The 22,961-nt window shown below is 41.5% G+C and carries 21 protein-coding genes; 7 read left to right on the plus strand and 14 right to left on the minus strand.

Annotated features, from left to right (window positions below):
* Window positions 1-55: 55 nt before the first annotated feature.
* Window positions 56-1,924 carry a 1-deoxy-D-xylulose-5-phosphate synthase gene (gene dxs, locus ACTH6U_RS01140; RefSeq protein WP_294109102.1) on the plus strand — a complete coding sequence of 623 codons (1,869 nt, stop codon included), beginning with the start codon at window positions 56-58 and terminating at the stop codon, window positions 1,922-1,924.
* A 613-nt stretch (window positions 1,925-2,537) separates the two neighbouring features.
* Window positions 2,538-2,939 carry a carnitine metabolism transcriptional regulator CaiF gene (caiF, locus tag ACTH6U_RS01145; RefSeq protein ID WP_294108426.1) on the plus strand — a complete coding sequence of 134 codons (402 nt, stop codon included), beginning with the start codon at window positions 2,538-2,540 and terminating at the stop codon, window positions 2,937-2,939.
* A gap of 79 nt (window positions 2,940-3,018) precedes the next feature.
* Here the strand turns inward: caiF and caiE are convergent, their stop codons facing one another.
* The 6 genes from caiE to caiT form a co-directional block, all read right to left on the minus strand.
* On the minus strand, window positions 3,019-3,612 hold the full coding sequence (gene caiE, locus ACTH6U_RS01150) for a carnitine operon protein CaiE (protein ID WP_434720758.1): 594 nt from the start codon (window positions 3,610-3,612) through the stop codon (window positions 3,019-3,021).
* A 24-nt stretch (window positions 3,613-3,636) separates the two neighbouring features.
* Window positions 3,637-4,422 carry a crotonobetainyl-CoA hydratase gene (gene caiD, locus ACTH6U_RS01155; protein WP_294108421.1) on the minus strand — a complete coding sequence of 262 codons (786 nt, stop codon included), beginning with the start codon at window positions 4,420-4,422 and terminating at the stop codon, window positions 3,637-3,639.
* An 83-nt stretch (window positions 4,423-4,505) separates the two neighbouring features.
* Window positions 4,506-6,062, minus strand: coding sequence for a crotonobetaine/carnitine-CoA ligase (gene caiC / locus ACTH6U_RS01160; RefSeq protein WP_441828684.1), 1,557 nt, complete (start codon window positions 6,060-6,062; stop codon window positions 4,506-4,508).
* A 72-nt stretch (window positions 6,063-6,134) separates the two neighbouring features.
* The gene (gene caiB, locus ACTH6U_RS01165) at window positions 6,135-7,355 is read right to left on the minus strand and encodes an L-carnitine CoA-transferase (RefSeq protein WP_441831407.1); all 1,221 of its coding nucleotides are present in this window, start codon (window positions 7,353-7,355) and stop codon (window positions 6,135-6,137) included.
* A 70-nt stretch (window positions 7,356-7,425) separates the two neighbouring features.
* A complete protein-coding gene (caiA, locus tag ACTH6U_RS01170; RefSeq protein ID WP_294108415.1) occupies window positions 7,426-8,568 on the minus strand; it encodes a crotonobetainyl-CoA dehydrogenase in 1,143 nt (380 codons plus the stop codon).
* A gap of 38 nt (window positions 8,569-8,606) precedes the next feature.
* Entirely contained in the window at window positions 8,607-10,124 is a 1,518-nt protein-coding gene (gene caiT / locus ACTH6U_RS01175; protein WP_294108414.1) for an L-carnitine/gamma-butyrobetaine antiporter, read from the minus strand.
* Between the two features lie 532 nt (window positions 10,125-10,656).
* Here caiT and fixA point away from each other — a divergent pair.
* The 5 genes from fixA to ACTH6U_RS01200 all read left to right on the plus strand — a co-directional run bounded on the left by fixA (window position 10,657) and on the right by ACTH6U_RS01200 (window position 15,417).
* Window positions 10,657-11,430, plus strand: coding sequence for a putative electron transfer flavoprotein FixA (gene fixA / locus ACTH6U_RS01180; RefSeq protein WP_294108412.1), 774 nt, complete (start codon window positions 10,657-10,659; stop codon window positions 11,428-11,430).
* Between the two features lie 11 nt (window positions 11,431-11,441).
* Window positions 11,442-12,383 carry an FAD-binding protein gene (locus ACTH6U_RS01185; protein ID WP_336430912.1) on the plus strand — a complete coding sequence of 314 codons (942 nt, stop codon included), beginning with the start codon at window positions 11,442-11,444 and terminating at the stop codon, window positions 12,381-12,383.
* Window positions 12,384-12,437: 54 nt separating this feature from the next.
* Entirely contained in the window at window positions 12,438-13,724 is a 1,287-nt protein-coding gene (gene fixC / locus ACTH6U_RS01190; protein ID WP_441831408.1) for an FAD-dependent oxidoreductase FixC, read from the plus strand.
* Complete coding sequence (fixX, locus tag ACTH6U_RS01195) at window positions 13,721-14,008, plus strand: ferredoxin-like protein FixX (protein WP_336430909.1); 288 nt, start codon at window positions 13,721-13,723, stop codon at window positions 14,006-14,008. Before fixC ends, fixX begins: the two co-directional genes overlap by 4 nt.
* A gap of 80 nt (window positions 14,009-14,088) precedes the next feature.
* Window positions 14,089-15,417 (plus strand): MFS transporter, encoded by a 1,329-nt coding sequence (locus ACTH6U_RS01200; RefSeq protein ID WP_294109082.1) that lies wholly within the window; start codon window positions 14,089-14,091, stop codon window positions 15,415-15,417.
* 210 nt (window positions 15,418-15,627) lie between these two features.
* On the opposite strand, the gene pgpA is transcribed toward ACTH6U_RS01200, so the two are convergent.
* The 8 genes from pgpA to secD all read right to left on the minus strand — a co-directional run bounded on the left by pgpA (window position 15,628) and on the right by secD (window position 22,941).
* Window positions 15,628-16,128: a phosphatidylglycerophosphatase A gene (pgpA, locus tag ACTH6U_RS01205; RefSeq protein ID WP_434720753.1), complete on the minus strand. Its 501-nt coding sequence runs from the start codon at window positions 16,126-16,128 to the stop codon at window positions 15,628-15,630.
* Complete coding sequence (thiL, locus tag ACTH6U_RS01210) at window positions 16,121-17,110, minus strand: thiamine-phosphate kinase (protein WP_441831409.1); 990 nt, start codon at window positions 17,108-17,110, stop codon at window positions 16,121-16,123. The genes pgpA and thiL overlap by 8 nt, the downstream gene beginning before the upstream one ends.
* 148 nt (window positions 17,111-17,258) lie before the next feature.
* Window positions 17,259-17,675: a transcription antitermination factor NusB gene (gene nusB / locus ACTH6U_RS01215; protein ID WP_294108399.1), complete on the minus strand. Its 417-nt coding sequence runs from the start codon at window positions 17,673-17,675 to the stop codon at window positions 17,259-17,261.
* A gap of 28 nt (window positions 17,676-17,703) precedes the next feature.
* The gene (gene ribH, locus ACTH6U_RS01220; RefSeq protein WP_336430905.1) at window positions 17,704-18,174 is read right to left on the minus strand and encodes a 6,7-dimethyl-8-ribityllumazine synthase; all 471 of its coding nucleotides are present in this window, start codon (window positions 18,172-18,174) and stop codon (window positions 17,704-17,706) included.
* Window positions 18,175-18,276: 102 nt separating this feature from the next.
* Window positions 18,277-19,389: a bifunctional diaminohydroxyphosphoribosylaminopyrimidine deaminase/5-amino-6-(5-phosphoribosylamino)uracil reductase RibD gene (gene ribD / locus ACTH6U_RS01225; protein ID WP_441831452.1), complete on the minus strand. Its 1,113-nt coding sequence runs from the start codon at window positions 19,387-19,389 to the stop codon at window positions 18,277-18,279.
* Between the two features lie 8 nt (window positions 19,390-19,397).
* Complete coding sequence (gene nrdR / locus ACTH6U_RS01230) at window positions 19,398-19,847, minus strand: transcriptional regulator NrdR (protein WP_294108395.1); 450 nt, start codon at window positions 19,845-19,847, stop codon at window positions 19,398-19,400.
* 267 nt (window positions 19,848-20,114) lie between these two features.
* Window positions 20,115-21,083, minus strand: coding sequence for a protein translocase subunit SecF (gene secF, locus ACTH6U_RS01235; protein ID WP_294108393.1), 969 nt, complete (start codon window positions 21,081-21,083; stop codon window positions 20,115-20,117).
* Between the two features lie 10 nt (window positions 21,084-21,093).
* A complete protein-coding gene (secD, locus tag ACTH6U_RS01240; protein WP_294108391.1) occupies window positions 21,094-22,941 on the minus strand; it encodes a protein translocase subunit SecD in 1,848 nt (615 codons plus the stop codon).
* Window positions 22,942-22,961: the final 20 nt, after the last annotated feature.

Genomic DNA, 22,961 nt, shown 5'->3' on the forward strand with positions numbered 1-22,961 from the left:
CCCTACAGCTTGAAGTATGACGGGTATTTTTTTATTAATTAAAAGTGAGCACCTAATGAGTATCGACATCGCTAAATACCCTACGCTGGCACTAGCCGAGACACCAGATGAACTTCGTCTGCTGCCTAAAGAGAGCTTGCCTAAGCTTTGTGATGAGCTTAGGCAATTTTTACTTAATAGCGTGGGACGTTCAAGCGGTCACTTTGCTTCCGGTCTTGGTGCCGTTGAGCTTACCGTGGCATTACATTATGTGTATAAAACTCCTTTCGACAACCTTGTCTGGGATGTTGGGCACCAAGCCTATCCACATAAGATTTTAACGGGTCGTCGCGATAGAATTGATACTATTCGCCAAAAAAATGGTTTGCACCCTTTCCCTTGGCGCGCTGAAAGTGAATATGACATTTTAAGTGTAGGTCACTCCTCAACCTCAATTAGTGCAGGTTTAGGTATGGCGATTGCCGCCAAAAAAGAGAATAAAAATCGTAAAACTGTCTGTGTAATTGGTGATGGTGCGATTACTGCGGGTATGGCTTTTGAAGCAATGAACCATGCGGGCGATGCAGAAACAGATATGTTGGTGATCCTCAATGATAACGAAATGTCTATTTCTGAAAATGTTGGCGCACTGAATAACCATTTAGCGCACCTACTCTCAGGCAAGCTGTATACTACGTTGCGTGAAGGTGGCAAAAAAGTTTTCTCAGGCATTCCGCCTATTAAAGAATTATTGAAGAAGACTGAAGAGCACATAAAAGGCATGGTAGTACCTGGTACTATGTTTGAAGAATTAGGTTTTAATTATATCGGTCCTGTTGATGGCCATGATGTCGTTGCCTTAACCCAGACCTTAAAAAATATGCGAGACCTTAAAGGTCCTCAATTTTTGCATATTATGACCAAAAAAGGTCGTGGCTACGAGCCGGCAGAAAAAGATCCTATCAGCTGGCATGCAGTGCCTAAATTCGATCCAAGCACATTCACACTACCTAAAAGTAAAGAAACAGGTCCCACATTCTCTAAAATTTTTGGTGACTGGCTGTGTGAAGAAGCGCGAGATGACGAAAAACTGATGGCTATCACACCAGCAATGCGTGAAGGCTCTGGTATGGTTCGTTTCTCAAAAGAATACCCTGACCAATATTTCGATGTTGCGATTGCTGAACAGCACGCAGTTACCTTTGCCGCTGGTCTAGCTATTGGCGGTTATAAACCGATTGTAGCAATTTATTCGACTTTCTTACAACGTGGCTACGACCAAGTGATCCACGATGTGGCTATTCAAAAACTGCCCGTCATGTTTGCTATTGATCGCGCAGGAATTGTTGGCGCTGACGGACAAACCCACCAAGGATCATTTGATATTTCATTCTTACGCTGCATTCCAACTATGATCATCATGACACCGAGTGATGAAGATGAATGTCGCCAAATGTTACATACAGGATATCAATACCAAGATGGCCCAACCGCAGTTCGTTATCCAAGAGGAACGGGAACCGGTGTGGAACTTAAGCCGCTATCGCCGCTACCAATAGGTAAAGGTATTATTCGTCGTCAAGGCGAGAAAATCGCTATCTTATGCTTTGGTACTTTATTAAGCCACGCATTAGAAGCCGCTGAGCAACTCAATGCCACTGTTGTTGATATGCGCTTCGTGAAGCCACTTGATGAGGCACTAATCCTTGATATGGCAAACAACCATGAATTCATTGTGACACTGGAAGAAAATGCCATCATGGGTGGTGCAGGTAGTGGTGTTAATGAATTTTTGATGCGTGAAAAGAAAATTTTACCGGTATTAAATCTTGGATTACCTGATTTTTTTATCTCTCAAGGCAGCCAAGAAGAGCTAATCTCAGAACTTGGTCTAGATTGCGTTGGCATTGTTCGCTCGATCACCACTTATCTCGACAAACCTTAATCTTTAATTCATTAGGCATTGCAATACGCAGTGCCTACTTCTATTTTATTACATAAAAAGCAAACCACACCGAAGAACAGCGTCACACTGCTTATGAGTAATAGTATTCATTTATATTACCATTTAAATATAAATAACTTTAAATCCTTTTTATTTACATTTTAAACGTATCTCAATATCATTCAATCTAATAAAAAAACATAATTAAAATTTATTTATAAGTAAAATAATTATTTTTACTTTTTATTAAAACAAGAACATCTGATTTAAATGTAAATATTACAAATAAAGGCATGCAAATTATTTTAAAATCTATTAGTATGAAGTGTATCACGGTGTTTCATGATAATTTAAATATTGAATTAATCTCATTAAACGCCCGCAGTCTGGGAATGCTTACCTTATGTATGCAGCGGCTTAGACATAAGAAAGCAAATTTATAAAAGTGATAATATTAACCGTGTTAATTTAACAAATTTAACCCGAAATTAATTAATCGATATATTTATATTCTTATTTAATAACTTAATAACAGTTATTCACCAGTCAAACTAAAATTAGCATATAGTTTCTCTTTATTAGAAGAATTTAATTATTAGATTTTGGAGTGCTTATGTGTGGACAATATATTAATGAACCCTTGTATTTATCTATTGCAAGTTGGATCTTAAAGCAAGACCGTTGGACAACAGCCCGAGAAATATCAAATAATTTTGATATTCCGCATCCTAATGCGGTCAATATTATCTCTTATATTCTTTCAGATGTGACTGAGATCCAATGTGAAATTAAAATGATCCCAAATAAACTTGCAGGTAGAGGATGTCAGTGCCAAAGGCTGATTAAAGTCAAAGGTATTGATAACCAACTCTATTCTCGTCTTAGAGGCTATCAATCTGAAAAAGTAACGCTTAGCTCTCCTGCTAAAATGGCAGCGGTTCCGCCTACTGAGCTTAATAGAGAACAAAAATGGCAGTGGATGCTGTCAAAAGCACAGCGCCGTGAAGCGATTTAATATTGATCCTGTAAAACGCAGGTTTATTGAATTTTTATAACTGCGTTTTACATTATCTAATCACGTAGAACTTATTTATTTACTGCCCTTTCGGTTTGACATCTGTTGTGCCGACTAGTAAAGGACGGTTTGCCTCGATCTCAGTTAATGGCATTGTTTCTTGTAATCCTAAATGGTATCGCCCCGCTAAATCTTGATATTCTTTGGTGTTTAAACGCTTCCAATACATTTCATCATCAGTGACTCGGCGAAGATAGCGAGCGGGACTGCCCACAAGAAGCTGCCTTGTTTCCCCAACAAACCCTGCTTTCACAAAGCTCATTGCCGCCACGATACTTTCATCGCCAATAACTGCACCATCCATAATCACACTGTGCATACCAATTAATGTATCACGACCAATAATGCAACCGTGCAGTATTGCGCCATGACCAATATGACCACATTCACGAACTATTGTTTCTACATTGCTGTATCCGTGCATAATGCAACCATCTTGGATATTTGCGCCAGCTTCAATAATTAAGCGTCCATAATCGCCACGTAAAGAGGCATGTGGCCCAACAAATACACCTTCGCCAATAATAACATCCCCAATAATAACAGCTGAGGGATGGATATAAGCGGTTGGATGAACCACGGGGATCACCCCTTCAAATGCATAAAAGCTCATAATGCCTCTATTATTACGTTAAGTTTAACGACCTTTCCAGTTTGGCTCTCTTTTCTCTGCAAATGCTAAAGGTCCTTCGGTCGCATCTTCAGAATGAAGAACATCTGGATAATTTGTTAACGTACCGCTGCGCATCAATTGATAGCCTTCCTCGACAGATAGCTCCGCTGTAGCACGGAAAATCTCTTTTAATGCGGCAACCGCTAATGGCGCACTCTGGGTGATTTGTTCAGCTATCTCACGTGCTTTAGTCATTAATTCATCGATAGGAACAACATAGTTAGCAATACCCCAGCGTAATGCTTCCTGCGCATCCATACGTCTGCCTGTCATCACCATTTCATTCACTATTGGCGCGGGTAATATTTTAGGTAAACGCAGGACACCGCCACTATCTGGTACAATACCTAATTGTGCTTCTGGCAAAGCAAAGCTGGCGTTTTCCGCACAAATAATCATATCAGCCGCGAGCGCAAGCTCAAATCCACCACCAAAGGCATAACCGTTTACCGCGGCAATAACAGGTTTATTCAGATTAAAAATTTCAGTTAACCCTGCGAAACCACCGGGGCCAAAATCTGCATCAGGGGCTTCGCCCTCAGCTGCGGATTTAAGATCCCAACCTGCGGAGAAAAATCGCTCCCCTGCCCCTGTAATAATCGCCACTCTCAGTGTTGGATCATCACGAAAATTCAAAAATACTTCACCCATTTTGAAGCTAGTTTTAGCATCAATCGCATTGGCTTTTGGTCTATCGAGAACAATTTCCAGTACCGATCCATTGCGTGTTACTTTTAATGATTCGCTCATAGTTCAATCCCTTAATTATTAAAATACCTTGTGCGTTAAAATTGAAAACTGACAATTAAAAGTAAAATGATCAGTTCGCTCAATTATTTCAGATGCCTTTTCAACACCTTACCAGAACAGTTACGAGGCAGATCCTGACGAACCTCAACCCATGATGGCACTTTAAATTTCGCCATTTGTTTCTCACAAAAGGCAAAGAACTCTTCCTCAGTCAAAATTGCGCCTTCTTCGAGTACAATAAATGCCTTAATAGCCTCATCACGAATATCATCGGCGACACCAATCACCGCCACATCGACAATAGCCGGGTGTGATGCAATGATATTTTCAATTTCACTACAAGACACATTTTCACCACCGCGTTTAATCATGTTGCAACTTCGATCGACAAAGTAAAAAAAACCGTCATCGTCTTGATAAGCAAAGTCGCCAGTATGTAGCCAATCATCGCTGTCATAAGCTTTTGCTGTTGCTTCGGGATTGTTGTAATAGGCTTTAAATAACGTTTTTCCTCGTTCACCTTTCACACACAGTTCACCAATAACCCCCGTAGCAACGGGCTGATTTTGTTTATCACGAATTTGTGCTTGATAACAAAAACCTACACGGCCAATAGATGGCCAACGACGCTTATCGCCAGGTCTATCTCCAATCAAGCCCACAATGGTTTCGGTCATACCATAAGACGTTAAAAGCCGAACACCAAAACGTTCAATGAACTGGTCTTTTTCTTCATCGCTAAGATTGAGATAAAATAAAACTTCACGTAGTTGATGATTACTTTCATTGTCAGCAATAGGCTGGCTCAATAAAGTTCGCATCATCATAGGAATACATTCAGTCACTGTGGCGCGATATTTGACTATTTGCTGCCAAAAACGACGAGCACTGTATTTTTCTAATAAAACGAAGGTGGCACCAACTGAAAAAGCTGCCATCGATGCAGTACATTGACAATCAATATGAAAAGCAGGCATGACAGTTAAATACACATCATCTGAACGTAGTGCGCACTGCCAAGAAGAGTAATATCCCGCAAAACGTAAATTATAATGGGTGATAACGACACCTTTAGGTTTAGATGTCGTTCCCGAGGTAAATAATATTTCAGCAGTATCACCAACATCGATTTCAATTAATTGCGTTAATTCTGGGGAGTGCTTAGCGAGTTCATGCATAAAATCTGATATGCCATCTTGTGGTTCAAGCGGCGTATCAGAAATAAGAAAAACATGCTCAAGTATTGTGCTGTTGTCATCTAAAATACGCTGATAAATATCAGCAAAATGAGGACGAGTGACGACCATCCGAGCTTGACAATTTTCCATGATCCAAGCACTTTCTTCATATCTAAATCTTGCATTCACCGGCACCATAATTGCGCCTATTTTTGCTAGACCAAACCAGCAAAAGAAAAATTCCGGGCAATTATCTAAATGCAAAGCAACTTTGTCTCCTTTTTGTATACCATGAGCTAAAAAGAGATTTGCAGTGCGGTTAATATGTTGATTCATTTGTGAATAACTTAACTCGCGTACATTCCCTTCACAGGATTCAAAGATAAGCGCAGTTTTATTTTTATAGGTATGAGCAAGGTCATCCCACATTTGGCGCAAATTTTGTTTACCGATTACATCCATCAATTGTTATCCCATCATTTCCCTGATGAATCTTCAGGCCAATTTAAGTTATTGACCTGATAATTCATTCAATTACTCAACAATTTTGGCCAGCCCCTTATCGACTAGCCCCCTAATATCATTTTCGTTATAACCAATATTTTTGAGGATATCGGTAGTATCCATGCCGTGTGATGGCATACCGCGCCAGATCTGCCCTGGATTATTTTTAAATTTAGGCATTACGTTAGGACCTTTACAGGTACGTCCATCCATTGCTTGCCACTCGGTAATGGATTCACGGGCAATATATTGTGGATTACTTTCAAGTTCAGGGATGGTCAAAACTTTCGCACTAGCAATGTTAATTTCAGATAACCTTGCTAGCACTTCATCTATCGAGCGAGCACCTAACCATTCGTCTAGCTTCTCTTCAACTAATGGGCCATAAGGGCATTCCACACGATGAATAAGCTGAGTGCCTTCTGGTATTTCAGGCGTTCCCAATAAATGCGCAAGACCAATGTCTTTAAAAATCTCTTGGATTTGCGAAATACCGACAATTTCCATCACGATATAACCATCGTTACAGCTATATAAACCACAACCTGCGTAGTACGGATCTTTCCCTTTGGTCATTCGTGGGCAAACTTCGCCACCATTAAAATAATCCATCATAAAATATTGCCCCATACGCAACATGACCTCGTACATGGCAACGTCAATACTTTCACCTTTTCCTGTTTCACGCGCTTTATACAATGCCGCTAATGCTGCGGTTGTTGCCGTCATACCTGAAAAATAATCAGCGGTATAAGGAAAAGACGGCATTGGCTGGTCTTTATCACCATTTTGAATGAGGTAGCCACTAAATGCCTGAGCAATAGTGTTATAGGCTGCAAGGTTGGTATATTGCGGATCGCCATATTGACCAAACCCAGACAAGTGAGTGATAACCAATTTTGGATTATGCTGCCAAAGGACTTCGTCGGTAATACCACGTCGGGCAAAGGCAGGCCCCTTACTTGCCTCAATGAATATATCGGTAGTTTCCATTAGCTTTAAGAATGCATCGCGCCCTTCATCCTTAAAAATATTCAGCGATAGTGCACGTAAATTACGGCGAGACAATTGTGGGTAGTTAGGCTGTACGCGAATCGTGTCTGCCCATGCGACGTTTTCTATCCAAATAACTTCAGCGCCCCACTCTGCAAACATTTGTCCCGCAAAGGGTCCTGCAATTTCAATCCCTGAAAAAACCACTCTGACACCAGAGAGTGGGCCAAACTGTGGCATTGGTAAATGTTCTGTCATGGTTAAATCTCCTGCGAAACTGGGTTGACCCACTAACTCAACGCTGAGCCAACCCGCGACAATTCAGCTATTAACGATACTGTTTCAGTACTGAGCGACCAAGTGTCAGTATTTGCATTTCATCAGAACCGCCAGAGACACGGTCAACACGCAAGTCACGCCAGAAGCGTGAAATTCGGTGTTCACCCGCTATACCAACACCACCAAGGACTTGCATTGCAGAGTCAACAACTTCAAATGCCGCATTTGCACAAAAGAATTTACACATGGCTGCATCACCAGAAGTGATTAAACCGTTGTCACTCTTCCATGCAGTTTCATATAACATGTTGCGCATTGAATTGAGCTTGATCGCCATATGTGCAAATTTTTCTTGAATCAGTTGATAACGACCAATGGCTTCACCAAATTGCACACGCTGATTTGCATAACGCGCCGCATCTTCAAATGCACACATCGCCGTACCGTAGTTGGTCAACGCCACCAAGAAACGTTCATGGTCGAACTCTTCTTTTACGCGATTAAAACCATTACCTTCACGACCAAACATGTCTTTTTCTTCAAGCTCGACGTTATCAAACGTGATCTCGCAGCAGCTATCCATGCGTAAACCCAGTTTTTCTAACTTGTTTACTTTGATGCCCGGTTTAGTCATATCAACAAACCATTCGGTAAAAATAGGTTTGTCAGGCGAACTTGCATCACGGCTCATCACCACCACATAAGGGGTATATGCACTACTGGTGATAAAGCATTTGCTACCATTTAAGTAAACTTTGCCATCGCGACGCGTATAATTAGTTTGCAAACTACCTACGTCTGAACCTGCACCCGGTTCGGTGATCGCAGAGTTCCACATTTGTTTACCTGTACCGCGAAATGCCATAATTTTATCAATTTGCTCTTGAGTTCCTTCTCTAAGCACCGTATTAAAACCACCCGGCAATTGATACAGCACATAAGTTGGCGCACCTAAGCGTCCAAGTTCCATCCAGATAGCAGCAACGGTAATAAACCCTGCATCTAAGCCACCGTGTTCTTCAGGGATCAGCAGGTTATCAATTTCCATATCGGCTAATGCTTTAACAAAGCGTTCAGGGTATTTACTGTCACGATCACACTGTGCGAAATAACCTTCCCAGTTTTCACTGGCCATCAGCTCTCTTACCCCGGCGACAAACAGTTCTTGCTCGTCATTCAATCTAAAATCCATATCAATAACCTCTTAAATGTTGTGTCTGTATAGGTAAATTAGTTGTCTTTCCAATGCACTTTTGCATCTTTAATAAAGGAGAGCGTTACCATGATGTTGACGAAAAAAAGTGGGCATCCTCCGGCAATGATTGCGGTTTGAATCGGTTTCAATCCCCCTAAAGCCAGTAAAACAATACCGATAACACCAACTAAGACCGACCAACCGATACGAATTAATAGCGGTGGCTCTTCGCCATCTTTCACTGCACGACAAGTCGACATGGCTAACGTATAAGAACAGGCATTTATCAATGTTACAGTGGCAATAAAGCAGAGGATGAAGAAGCCCCAAATTGTTGCAGTGCTCAATGGTAAGGCAGCCCATGTTTCAATGATGGCGCGGGCAACGCCGAACTCTTCAATCAGTTGTGGAATGTTAATTAGATTTTTATCAATCAGTTGCAGTGTGTTACTGCCTAAGATGGTCCAGAGCAACCACGTTCCTGCGGTCAGTCCTGCGACCATTCCTAGACACAGCTCACGTACAGTGCGTCCTTTTGAAATTCGCGCGAGGAAAATACTCATTTGGATGGCATAGATAACCCACCACGCCCAATAGAATACGGTCCAGCCTTGTGGAAAGCCGCCTTTACCAATTGGGTCGGTATAAAACAGCATACGTGGCATATACATCATTAAAGTGCCGATAGATTCAGTAAAGTAGTTCACCATAAAGCTGGCGCCACCAACGATAACAACCCATCCAAGCATTAAGAAACTGAGGTAGCTACGCACATCACTGGCAATACGTACCCCTTTTTGTAAACCAAATGCAACACAAATAGCATTCAATATTATCCAACAAAAAATAATGATGGCATCTAGCGCTAAGGTATGTGGGATACCAAATAAATACTGAATACACTCAGTAACAAGTGGTGTCGCCAAGCCTAAGCTGGTTCCCATTGCGAGAATTAAAGCAACTAGATAAAAGTTATCGACAATTGTACCGAACCAGCCATGAGCATGTTTTTCGCCCACAAGTGGCACTAACGTACTACTTGGTCTGATAACATCCATTTTTCGGACAAAAAAGAAATAGGCAAAAGCAACTGAAAGGAAGCTATAAGTCGCCCACGGTAAAGGCCCCCAGTGAAATAAGCTATAGGCGAGACCAATTCCTTTGGCTTGATTTGAATAAGGCTCAAAATCAAATGGCGGTGTTGAAATATAGTAATAAATTTCAATTGAGCCCCAAAAAAGTACCGCAGCGGAGGTACAAGATGCGAACATCATAAAAATCCAGCTCGCACGACTAAATTCTGGTTTTTCATCACCAAGACGTTTCTTGGCATAAGGACCAAAAATTAACCAGAACCAACCTCCGAACATGATAACCATGTACCATTCGAAGGCCCATCCCCACACATTAGTGACATAACTAAATACATCGTTGATAACGGCATTCGATGCATCTAAATCACGTACTGTTAACCAACACAATATTCCAACAATTATTAATGGCGGGAAAAAAACTTTAGGTTCTATTCCTGCCTTTTTGTTTTCTTTGCTCATAGGTGGATCCTAATTTATTATTTAATTTATAACCTTTAAAATAATAAATATTTAACATTCATGTAATAGTGTTTAAATAAATATTATTCCAACACACCCTCATTTATTTATCATTAAATTTAAATCAACTTAATTAATCATTAATTCACTATTCAAATCATGTCGGCTAGTCATTAACAATTCTGTTAGTAAGGTCACAATATTATTCGTGTTCATTAAATGTTATTGTTTTTTTAATTTAAACAACTCAAAAACCACAATAAATACAAATGGATAAAATATATTGTGACTTTAATGTTAATTAAAGCATTCAGTATTGGTGATTAGTGTACCAATATTGAACATTTCATCGCTAAGTGGATGATTTTTACAATATTGGTGAGTAGTGTAGCAACATGAAAACTTAAATCGCCTTTAATTTAAGGTTTTCAATATTGGTGACTTAGGTTTTATTTTTAAATATTAATTTAATGATAATTATATATTACTAAAACACAGACTATATCTATTAAACATATTTCCAGGAGATGTAATGAAAATTATTACATGCTATAAATCTGTCCCCGATGAGCAAGACATTATTGTTAATAGCTCAGATGGTTCTTTAGATTTTTCTCGTGCTGAGACTAAGATTAGCCAATATGATTTAAATGCAATAGAAACTGCAAATCAAATAAAAGCACAACAATCTGATAGCCAAGTTATTGCATTAAGTATTGGAGGCAAAGCGCTTACCAATATGAAAGGTCGTAAAGATGTACTATCTCGTGGCCCTGATGAATTAGTCGTGGTCATTGATGACCAATTCGAACATGCCCTTCCTCATCAAAGTGCAGTCGCTCTGAGTAATGCAGCAAAAAAAATTGGCTTCGATCTTATTATTTGCGGCGATGGTTCTGCCGATCTTAATGCTCAACAAGTCAGCATGCTACTGGGTGAAGAGCTCCAAATTCCAGCTATTAACGGCATTAAAAAAATTATTTCAATCACTCAAGACACACTTGTTGTTGAGCGTGAACTTGAAGATGAAATTGAAACTTTATCAATTACCTTACCTGCCATCATCGCCGTCACATCGGATATTAACGTCCCTACAATCCCTTCAATGAAAGCGATTCTTGGCGCAGCGAAAAAGCCAGTTCAAGCTTGGAATATTGCAGATATTGGCTTAGATGAAGTGCCTACTTTGTCAGCACAAGTCATCGCAGCACCAAAACAAAAAGTACGTCAACGTATCATTATTGAAGGTGATGGCGATGACCAAATTGCACAGTTTGCTGAACATTTAAGAAAAATCATTAATTAATTGGGGGAGTTATGAGCAAATTATCGACCGTTTGGGTATTCAGTGACATGACCTCTCGCTTAGCTGAATTAATGGGTGGCGCACTAACGCTTGGTGAACAAGTGAATGTGCTCGCTCTAGATGAAGCGCAAAGTACACTCGCGTTTCAACTTGGCGCTACGCACGTTTTTCAATTAGATGGCAAGCCCGACGACCGCATTATTGAAGATTATGCAGATACCATTGTGAGCGTCATCAAACAGCATGGCGACACAGGATTACTTTTATTACCAAACTCACGTCGCGGTAAGCTTTTAGCGGCACGTTTAGGTGCAAGACTGCAAGCTGCGGTGTCAAATGATGCAGCTTCTGTCACTGTTGATTCAGGCACTCCAGTAATCAAACACATGGTGTACGGAGGATTAGCCTTTGGTGAAGAAACGCTAAAAACAGTCTTTTCCGTTATCACCACAACGACAGGCACCTTCGAAGCAGCACAAAGTGATGCATCACGCACAGGAACAGCTCAATCGGCATCATGGGTGGCACCAAAACACGCAATTGCGCGTACCAATGTCCAGAAAAAAGAAAGCAGCTCAGTTGAATTAGATAAAGCTCGCCTAGTCGTCAGCGTAGGGCGTGGGATCGGTAGCCAAGAAAATATTGCTATCGCACAAGCACTCGCAACAGCAATTGGCGCTGAAGTTGCCTGTTCACGTCCTGTCGCCGAAAACGAAAAATGGATGGAACATGAGCGTTATGTCGGAATTTCTAATTTGATGTTAAAACCCGAGCTTTATCTTGCTGTCGGGATTTCTGGTCAGATTCAACATATGGTCGGCGCCAATGGCGCACAATTCATTGTTGCAATTAATAAAGACAAAAACGCACCTATTTTCCAATTTGCAGATTATGGAATCGTCGGAGATTTATTCAAGATCCTCCCGGCATTAACTCACCAACTGGCTAATTGACCTTAAAACAGTAGGGAAATCCTCCCTGCTGTTTTCGTAAATTTTGGAGAAACTATGTCCGATGATATTTTTGATGCAATCATTGTAGGAGCCGGTCTTGCAGGTTCCGTTGCTGCACTGGTTCTCGCCCGTGAAGGTGCTTCAGTTCTCCTAATCGAACGAGGAAACTATGCAGGCGGGAAGAATGTCTCAGGTGGGCGCATGTATGCTCACAGTTTAGAAAGGATCATACCTGGATTTACCCAAGAAGCGCCCATTGAACGCATGATCACCCGTGAAAAACTATCTTTCATGACGGATACTGGCGCCGTTACCGTTGATTATCAAAATGGGGCAGAACAAAACCCAAATGAGACTTCTTGGTCAGTGTTACGTGGAAAACTCGACCCTTGGCTAGTAGAACAAGCTGAAAATGCAGGCGCTCAATGTATTACAGGCATTCGAGTCGATAAGCTGGTTGAACAAGATGGCAAAGTTATTGGTGTTGAAGCAGATGGTGACGTTCTCGAAGCGAGAGTCGTGATCCTCGCTGATGGCGTCAATTCATTACTCGCAGAGCAACTTGGCATGACTAAACCTGTTAGTGCTGAACATGTCGCTGTTGGTGTTAAAGAGCTTATTGAATTACCAAAAGAAGTATTACAAAACCGCTTCAATCTACAAGATAAAGAAGGTGTGGCTTGGCTATTTGCAGGTTCCCCTACAGATGGTTTGATGGGTGGTGGCTTTTTATATACGAATGATTCAACCATTTCACTCGGACTCGTTTGTGGGTTACATCACCTTAAAGAGGCTAAAAAATCCGTTCCTCAGATGTTAGAAGACTTCAAACAACATCCTATCGTTGCGCCTCTTATTGAAGGGGGAAAAATGATTGAATATGCAGCTCACGTTGTACCTGAAGCCGGACTAAAAATGCAATCAGAGTTAGTCCGTGATGGCGTATTAATCGTGGGTGATGCTGCGGGTATGTGCATGAATTTAGGCTTTACCATTCGAGGAATGGACTTAGCGGTTGCCTCCGGCGAAGCTGCTGCGAATACGGTACTTAATGCCATGAAAAGCGCAGACTTTAGCAAACAAGGCTTAAGTGAATACCTTAAGTTACTGAATGATGGTCCATTACGTGATATGAAAATGTATCAAAAAATGCCTGATTTCTTGGACAACCCTCGTATGTTCGGTGCCTACCCGGAGATGGCCGTGGGTATCGCTAAAAAACTGTTCACCATCTCAGATGAAGCCCCAATTCCTTTACGTAAAACCATGATACAGCATGCAAAAAGAGTCGGTTTTATGAATCTGCTCAAAGATGGAATAAAAGGAGTGAGAGCGATATGAGTGCGCCTGTAAACGTAGATGTCAAACTCGGGATTAATAAATTTAATGTCGATGAAGAAAACCCACATATTGTCATAAAACAAAGTCCAGACATGCAAATTCTGGAAGTATTAACCAAAGCTTGCCCCGCAGGCTTATATAAAAAACAAGATGATGGTTCAGTTCGTTTCGATTACGCCGGCTGCCTAGAATGTGGAACTTGTCGCATTCTTGGGCTAGACAGTGCCTTAGAAAAATGGGAATACCCACGCGGCACATTTGGTATTGAATTTCGTTACGGCTGATTTTGCTAGGCGTAACTCTCGAGGCTTAAACTTTCAGCTTCGAGAGTTTTACTTATTTGTCTAGGCTGACTCAGGGACTTATAATGCAACCGAAAAATTTTGATGATATTCAATTCTCCTCCGTGCATCGCCGCATCATGCTATGGGGCAGCGGAGGACCTTTTCTTGACGGCTATGTATTAGTCCTCATTGGTGTTGCTTTAGAGCAATTAACTCCACTACTCAGCTTAGACAGCGAATGGATTGGTTTACTTGGTGCCGCCACTTTAGCTGGACTATTCATCGGTACGTCTCTGTTTGGTTATATTTGTGACCAAGTAGGGCGTCGAAAAATGTTTTTAATTGATATCGTTGCTATTGGCGTTATTTCAGTTGCAACCATGTTTGTCTCAACGCCTTTGCAACTACTATTAATGCGTTTTTTAATCGGTATTGTGATTGGCGCTGACTACCCTATTGCCACGTCAATGATCACCGAATTTTCAAATACTAAACAAAGAGCTTTTGCGGTCGGTTTCATCGCGGCCATGTGGTACGTCGGTGCAACCTGTGCCAATCTTGTCGGCTACGCATTATATGATGTACAAGATGGTTGGCGCTGGATGCTCGGCAGTGCTGTCATTCCTTGTGTCGTTATTTTAATTGGTCGTTTTGATTTGCCCGAATCTCCCCTGTGGCTAATACGTAAAGGTCGAATCAAAGAATGTAATCAAATGATGACCAAATTATTTGGCCAACCGGTTATTTTTGAAGCAGAAGCCCCTCAAAAAACACGATTTATTCAATTGTTTAATAAACGACATTTTTCCTTTGTTCTATTTACTGCCATCATTTGGACTTGCCAAGTGATCCCGATGTTTGCCATTTACACCTTTGGCCCACAAATTGTTGGTTTACTCGGTTGGGATCAAGGTAAAAGTGCCGCGCTTGGTAATGTGGTTATCAGCTTATTCTTTATGTTAGGTTGCATCCCAGCCATGTACTGGTTAAATAAAATGGGCAGGCGTCCATTACTGATTGGTAGCTTTGCACTAATGACCATAGCACTGGCCATCCTTGGATTATTTTCCAATCTCGGTATTTGCTTAGTTATCATCATGTTTGCCGTCTATGCTTTTTTCTCCGGGGGGCCCGGTATTTTACAATGGCTCTATCCGAATGAACTGTTTCCAACCGATATTCGCGCTTCCGCGGTCGGCGTTATTATGTCAATTAGCCGTATCGGTACTATTTTCTCGACATGGGCCTTACCAACGTTCATTAGCGAATATGGCATCAACAACGTGATGTTAATGGGGGCAGGCGTTTCGTTACTTGGACTGGTGGTATCGGTATTATTTGCGCCAGAAACCAAAGGATTAACCCTAGCACAAACATCAGTAATGGAAATGGGACGCAAGAAAAAATAGTAAAGACTCTTATAATAGGTAATAGGCTTTTAATTAGACATTAGATTTAACCATAACAAGTACTTTCAGTTTTAACAAAATTTATACTCTAAATAATTCAAGTTGTAGGTAGGCGGCAAGCGAGCTAATCCTTAGGAGCATACATAAGTATGTGACTAAGGTTAGCGAACGAAGCCAACACCCCTACAACTTGAAGTATGACGAGTATGATTAATTCGCAGAAAATGGCATCACATCATATATAACCAACAACCATATGGTGATATACGCAAAAATTGCCGCAATAATATCATCGATCATAATGCCGAAACCGCCACCGACTTTTCTATCAAAAATACGAATAGGCCACGGCTTCCACATGTCATAAATACGAAAAATAAAAAATCCAGTGATTACCCATTCAAAATTTAGAGCTGGAATAGCCATCAAGGTTATCCACATGCCAATAAATTCATCCCAGACAATGCTGCCATGATCATGAACTTTCATGTCATCTGAAGTGCGTTGGCAAATCAAGCATCCAATCCAAAAGCCGACCACAATGATAACCCAACAACTCCAGATTGGCATTTTTGCCATTAATAGCCAAAAAGGGATCGCGGCTAACGAGCCCATTGTCCCCGGCACAATAGGAGACAAACCACTTCCGAACCCCGTCGCCAACAGGTGCCACGGATTACGCATACTTAGCCGTTTCTTTGCTTCATCCATAAATACCTTCCGAAACAAAATGATCAAAACCTTTTAGGCTGATATCCACCGCTTGGTTATGACAAAAATAGCTGATCCCTTCGGATTGTGGCTTAATTTGGCCAATACAAGTGAAACCTGAGCCTGTATGTGCCAATGCCACTTCTAAAGCGCCTCGATTTATCTCAGGAACAGTGAAACAAAGTTCGTAATCTTCACCGCCACTTAATGACCAAGTGCGCGCTTGCTCCGTTGTACAGCTTTGTTTTAATGCTTCTGACTGCGGTAATGCATCAAGATTAATCCGCGCACCACAGCCACTAGCTTTAAGCACATGGTTAAGATCAGACACTAAACCATCTGAAATATCGATTGCTGAAGACGCTAGATTTCTCAATGCTTGTCCTTGCAAAATTCGTGGTTGAGGTCGTAAATGTCGCCCCACTAACCATTCTTTATGCTGTAAGTTTTCAAGATGTAACCTATCTTGAAGTATAGCAAGTCCTGCTGCACTATCACCTAATGTCCCTGTCACATAGATCCAATCACCATTACGTGCGCCTGAACGTGACAGAGCCTTACCAACAGGTACTAAACCATGAACAGTGTAAGTTAAGCTCATTGGCCCACGAGTGGTATCACCACCAATTAATTGCATTCCATAATAATTGAGTTGTTCAAATAAACTATCACTGAAAGACGCTAACCAGTCACTATCGATTGAAGGTAGTGTAATTGCTAAAGAAACCCAAGCAGGGTCTGCGCCCATAGCAGCTAGATCGCTTAAATTTGATGCTAATGATTTATAAGCAAGGTCAGCAGGAGAAATATTAGGAAGGAAATGAATACCAGAAACTAAAGTATCAGTACTAACAGCTAATTGCTGTTTTTCCGGGATAGTCATCAACGCACAGTCATCACCAATACCGATATTTACATCACGTCGGTTTGTCGTTTGACGATTAAAATAACGCGCGATGAGGTCAAATTCGCCATATGACATGGTAGATTTTCCATTTTCGCTATACCTACTTTCATGTTACTTGAAATCAAGCCTATTACCTGAAATCAAGACACAAAAATACGAAGGTAGACCAAAATTCAGCCTACCTATTTATACTCTAGTGTTACAGGGGGGAACCCTGAATTTTTTATTTTTTACGACGAACTACAGGTGCTGCTTTATCTAATACACCATTAACAAATTTATGGCTATCTTCTGCACCGAATACTTTAGCAAGTTCAATACCTTCATTGATTGCAACTTTAAAAGGTACGTCTTGGCGATAGCTCAGTTCATACATAGAAATACGCAGAATCGCTTTTTCAACTTGGCCTAGCTCTTCAAGTTGACGAGACAAATAAGGCATCATCAGTTGATCAAGCTTAATTGCATTATTTGCAACACCTGACAACAATTCACGAAAATAAGGTACGTCTACGTCCGACATATCCTGTTCAGCAATAAATTCATATTCCACATTGGCAATTGGATTACCAGATAACTGCCATGAATAGATGGCCTGTACAGCACACTCACGAGCGCGGCGACGAGCAGCAGGTTTCACAAGATTCCCCTTAAATAAAAAAACTATATCAGCCTTTTATGGCTTTCATTACATTAATCATTTCTAATGCAGTCAATGCAGCTTCTGCACCTTTATTACCGGCTTTCGTACCTGCACGCTCAATCGCTTGCTCGATATTTTCAGTCGTTAACACGCCAAACGTGACAGGTACATTACTGTTCAACGCAACATGAGAAAGACCTGAACTACATTCACCCGCAACAAATTCAAAATGCGCAGTACCACCACGGATAACGGTACCTAAAGCAATAACTGCATCATATTTATTGGTTTCAACCAGTGCTTTTACGGCTAACGGTAGCTCATATGCACCTGGGACCCACACGACAGCAATATTGTCTTGAGAGACTTGACCAATACGCTCTAACGCATCAATCGCACCGTCCAACAGACTATCATTAATAAAATTGTTAAAACGAGCGATAGCGATAGCAACACGCGCTTGTGGCGCGGCAACAACACCTTTGATTACGTTCATAGTCGTCCTCTAATATTAATTATAACCCGCGGGGCGCGGATTTTATCACATTCTTTCATCGACCGTGCGAGTGATTTTCAGCAAACGGTTAAAAAAATACAATTACCCTATTGGTCGGAGCCTAACTCGTAGGTCATTTCCGACTTTGGTCACATCAGTAAATTCAAATTTTGGCGCATCGGATAAGGCTGCTAATGCTGGAAAGTTCACTAGACCGCGCGCGCTATCACCCAATAATTTAGGCGCAATATACACAATGAGTTCATCGACTAAGCCCAGTTTTAACAAGGCACCTGCAAGTGTCGGTCCCGCTTCAACCCAAATGCTATTCACATTTTTCTTAGCGAGTTGCATCATTAACACAACTAAATCGATACCATTGTCATCCGCAAGTACTGAGAATTGTTCAACCTGACCTTGCCAAGTAGCATTAACGTCAGGCTTTGAACGTATTAACCAACATTCACCCTCTAACTGAGTCACTTTATGCTCAGGTGTCACCCGATTATGATTATCTAACACTATGCGGATAGGTTGGCGCAACTGAGTTTCTGGGTATATTTGTTGTATTTCAGTTGGTAATTCATTCCAACGCACCGTTAATGAAGGATCATCAGCGATAACCGTGTTGCTAGTGGATAAAATTGCACTGGCCTCAGCACGTAAAAGTTGCACATCTTGCCTTGCCGCTGGGCTAGTTATCCACTTACTTTCCCCTGACTCGAGAGCTGTTTTACCATCTAAAGAAGCCGCAAGTTTTAACTGAATGTACGGAAACCCAGTCCGCATACGCTTTAAAAACCCGCGATTAAGCGCTTCTGAATCTTCTAATAAAATATTACTCGCAGTCTCAATACCCGCTTTAGAAAGCATATACAAGCCACGACCAGCGACTTGAGGATTAGGATCTTGCATTGATGCAACAACACGGCTGATACCCGCATTAATCAAAGCTTCTGCACAAGGTGGTGTACGACCATGATGGCTACAAGGCTCAAGGGTCACATAAGCCGTTGCCCCTTGTGCTTTTTCACCGGCCATCCGTAAAGCATGAACTTCCGCATGAGGCTCTCCGGCTTTCTGGTGATAGCCTTCCCCGACGATTTCGCCATCACGCACAATAACACAACCAACATTAGGGTTAGGAGATGTGGTAAAGCGACCTTTTTGGGCAAGTTCAAATGCCCGAGCCATATAAATGCGGTCTTGTTCAATCATCTAACTTAATCCTGTAATTTCGCTATTTCTTCACCAAATTCCCGGATATCTTCGAAGCTCCGGTAAACAGAGGCAAAACGGATATAAGCCACTTTGTCTAATTTTTTCAGTTCATCCATCACCAAACTACCAATCAATTTTGAAGGTACTTCTCGTTCACCAGTGGCGCGAAGCTGAGATTTGATAGAGATAATGGCTTGTTCTATAGCATCAGAACTAACAGGGCGTTTTTCTAAGGCTTTTTGCATCCCTCGATTCAATTTCTCTTCATCGAAAGGTTCACGGACTTCATCACTTTTAATTACCCGTGGCATCACCAGCTCGGCTACTTCAAAAGTGGTGAAACGTTCGTGGCAAAGCAGACATTGGCGACGTCTACGTACTTGGGAACCTTCACCAACGAGACGCGAGTCAATAACTTTCGTATCTACAGCGGAGCAGAATGGGCAATGCATAGCGTTTCCTGATTCTGTTTTCGGGTAGATAGTTTACCCTAGACTGGAATGAAAAACACCCTGTAAGGTAACTTACAAGGTGCTCGTGACTCTTCATACTTCTTATTGTGAGGTTGTTAGCTTCACTCCGCTACCCTAGTCACATACTTATGTATGCTCCTAGGGATATCGTCGCTTGCTGCCTACTCACAACAAGAATTATTTTGAGTATTAAATGCGATTCAAGTACTGAAAATCAATTTAATGTTGCTTAATAATTTTTCGAAATTAAGGCAATAAAGACTGTTGGTCGGCGCCTTCTTTCTCGACTTTCGCCTGAATTAAGTGCTCACGTTTCATACCCATTTTCAGTGCCAGTGCAGAAGCAACATAAATAGATGAAACAGTACCGATAGTCACACCGATTAACATAACCAGTGAGAAACCTTCCAGCATGCTACCACCAAACAAATACAGCATCAGAACGACCAACAAGGTTGTTGCTGAGGTCATAATGGTACGGCTCAATGTTTGAGTCAAAGAGACGTTCATAATTTCGTAAGGTGTACCACGACGAATTTTACGGAAGTTTTCACGAATACGGTCAGATACCACGATACTGTCATTCAGTGAGTAACCAATAACTGACATCAATGATGCCACAATGGTCATATCTACCTCTATATGAAATAGAGATAAAATACCCAATGTAATGACAACGTCATGAGCAAGTGCAATAACAGCACCCGCTGCCAAACGCCACTCAAAACGGAATCCAACATAAATCAAGATACAAATCAGCGCAGCCAACAAAGCTAAAGCACCAGTTTGAGCAAGTTCTGCCCCAACACTCGGCCCAACAAATTCGATACGCTTAACCGTTGCTTTATCATCCACATCAGTATTGATGATAGTGATGATTTCTTTACCAACTTCCTGACCCGCTGAGCCTTCAATTGGCGGTAAGCGGATCATGATATCGCGGCTACTACCGAAGTTTTGGATAAGCGGATCTTTGTGAGCCGAATTCGAAAGGCTATCGCGAATTTTATCCAAATCAGCAGGCTGACTTAAGTTGATTTCAATTACTGTACCACCGGTAAAATCAAGGCCCCAGTTAAAGCCTTTAACACCAATAATGGCAATAGAGGCGATCAGTAATATAATTGAAATACTAAAGGCAACGTTGTCCCAGCGCATAAAGTCATAGACTCTACGCCCGTGGTTTAATTGTTCAACAGTATAATCCTGTGCCACAACGTGCTCCTTAAATTGACAGCTTGTTAATACGTTTACCGCCGTACAGTAGGTTCACAATTGCACGTGTTCCTATAATAGCTGTAAACATAGAGGTTGCGACACCTATAGCTGTCGTAATTGCAAAGCCTTTAATCGAGCCTGTACCTACTGCATAAAGAATAATTGCAGTAATTAGTGTCGTTAAGTTTGCATCGATAATACTTGAGAAAGCGCCTTTATACCCTTCATGGATCGCTTGTTGAACCGATCGCCCATTACGTAGCTCTTCTTTGATACGTTCATTAATAAGAACGTTAGCATCGACCGCTACCGCAAGGGTTAGAACGATACCTGCAATACCTGGCATGGTTAATGTTGCTCCTGGTAACAGAGACATCACTCCCACAATTAATACCAAGTTTGCCATTAGGGCACTACTCGCTATCAAACCAAATTTACGATAATAAATAATCATAAACAAAATAGAAGCTAATAGACCAGCAAGACAAGCTTTCAAACCTTGTTCAATATTCTGTAGACCAAGGGTTGGACCGATTGTACGCTCTTCCACTATTTGGATTGGCGCAATCAATGCACCCGCACGAAGCAGTAAAGAGAGCTGACGCGCTTCATTGCCGTTATCAATACCTGTAATACGGAATTTACTGCCAAAACGCGCAGAAATACGAGCCGCATTAATCACTTTCTCATCTTTTACCAAGATTGAACGACCGGCTGCATCTTTTTTGCCACTGTCTTTATATTCGACAAATAGCGTCGCCATTAGTTTGTCTTGATTATCACGAGTAAAGTCAGACATGATAGAGCCACCAGCGCTATCGAGACTAATACTGACTTGTGGTGCGCCGTTTTCATCCATTTCAGACGTTGAGTCTGTAATATGATCACCGGTTAAAATGACACGCTTATACAGGATGTATGGCACCCCATTACGATCAGATTTAACCTCTGAATCACCTGGAATACGACCAGTTTCAGCCGCTGAACTATCAACGCTAGTATTCACTAGACGAAATTCAAGTGTCGCGGTTGCACCTAAAATTTCTTTAGCGCGTGCGGTATCTTGAATACCGGGTAACTCAACGACAATTCGATCGGCACCTTGACGTTGAACTAAAGGTTCTGCAACGCCTAATTGGTTTACACGATTACGAATGATGGTGATATTTTGTGATACTGCATAGCTACGAGCTTCACGTAAACGCTCATCTGTCATAACAGCAATCATTGTGTTATTGCTGCCATCAGAAAATACGAGGTCTGGGTATTTACGTGCTAGCGTTTTCTCAGCTAAGCTACGATCATCTGAGTTACGAAAACGGACTTCGACACTATAATCATCGCTTTTACGAATAGAAGAGTACGCAATTCCTGCTTGACGCAAGTCATTACGCAAACCATCCATGTTTTGTTCCTGCAATTTACCTAATGCAGTATCCATATCAACTTCCATGAGGAAGTGAACCCCACCACGAAGGTCAAGACCTAGCTTCATCGGCTCACCGCCGACAGCTTCTAGCCATTTAGGCGTAGCAGGTGCAAGGTTTAATGCAACAACAAACTGATCACCTAACGCATTCATAATAACTTCACGAGCGCGTAATTGAACGTCTGAGTTGTTAAATCGGGCTAAAATTGCCCCATTTTCAAGAGTAATCGACTTACTCTGTATTTTATCAGTCTCTAAAGACTTTTGGACTTGGATCAGCGTTTGTTCACTGGCGGCGGTTCCCCGCACACCAGTGATCTGAACAGCCGGATCCTCACCATATAGGTTTGGAAGTGCATAAAGCAAACCGATGAGGATCGCAACGATCAACATCAGATACTTCCACAAAGGATAACGGTTTAGCACGGCAGTTCCCTTCGGGACAA

The organism is Providencia sp., from assembly GCF_052096715.1.
Lineage (GTDB): Bacteria > Pseudomonadota > Gammaproteobacteria > Enterobacterales > Enterobacteriaceae > Providencia.

Excerpts from the sequence above, each read along its gene's own strand:
- fixA (WP_294108412.1), top strand. The coding sequence starts at position 10,657 with ATGAAAATTATTACATGCTATAAATCTGTCCCCGATGAGCAAGACATT.
- caiB (WP_441831407.1), bottom strand. The coding sequence starts at position 7,355 with ATGACAGAACATTTACCAATGCCACAGTTTGGCCCACTCTCTGGTGTC.
- caiD (WP_294108421.1), bottom strand. The coding sequence starts at position 4,422 with ATGAGCGAATCATTAAAAGTAACACGCAATGGATCGGTACTGGAAATT.
- caiF (WP_294108426.1), top strand. The coding sequence starts at position 2,538 with ATGTGTGGACAATATATTAATGAACCCTTGTATTTATCTATTGCAAGT.
- caiE (WP_434720758.1), bottom strand. The coding sequence starts at position 3,612 with ATGAGCTTTTATGCATTTGAAGGGGTGATCCCCGTGGTTCATCCAACC.
- fixC (WP_441831408.1), top strand. The coding sequence starts at position 12,438 with ATGTCCGATGATATTTTTGATGCAATCATTGTAGGAGCCGGTCTTGCA.
- ribH (WP_336430905.1), bottom strand. The coding sequence starts at position 18,174 with ATGAACGTAATCAAAGGTGTTGTTGCCGCGCCACAAGCGCGTGTTGCT.
- fixX (WP_336430909.1), top strand. The coding sequence starts at position 13,721 with ATGAGTGCGCCTGTAAACGTAGATGTCAAACTCGGGATTAATAAATTT.
- caiC (WP_441828684.1), bottom strand. The coding sequence starts at position 6,062 with ATGGATGTAATCGGTAAACAAAATTTGCGCCAAATGTGGGATGACCTT.
- nrdR (WP_294108395.1), bottom strand. The coding sequence starts at position 19,847 with ATGCATTGCCCATTCTGCTCCGCTGTAGATACGAAAGTTATTGACTCG.
- caiT (WP_294108414.1), bottom strand. The coding sequence starts at position 10,124 with ATGAGCAAAGAAAACAAAAAGGCAGGAATAGAACCTAAAGTTTTTTTC.
- thiL (WP_441831409.1), bottom strand. The coding sequence starts at position 17,110 with ATGTCATATGGCGAATTTGACCTCATCGCGCGTTATTTTAATCGTCAA.
- dxs (WP_294109102.1), top strand. The coding sequence starts at position 56 with ATGAGTATCGACATCGCTAAATACCCTACGCTGGCACTAGCCGAGACA.
- pgpA (WP_434720753.1), bottom strand. The coding sequence starts at position 16,128 with ATGGATGAAGCAAAGAAACGGCTAAGTATGCGTAATCCGTGGCACCTG.
- ACTH6U_RS01185 (WP_336430912.1), top strand. The coding sequence starts at position 11,442 with ATGAGCAAATTATCGACCGTTTGGGTATTCAGTGACATGACCTCTCGC.
- caiA (WP_294108415.1), bottom strand. The coding sequence starts at position 8,568 with ATGGATTTTAGATTGAATGACGAGCAAGAACTGTTTGTCGCCGGGGTA.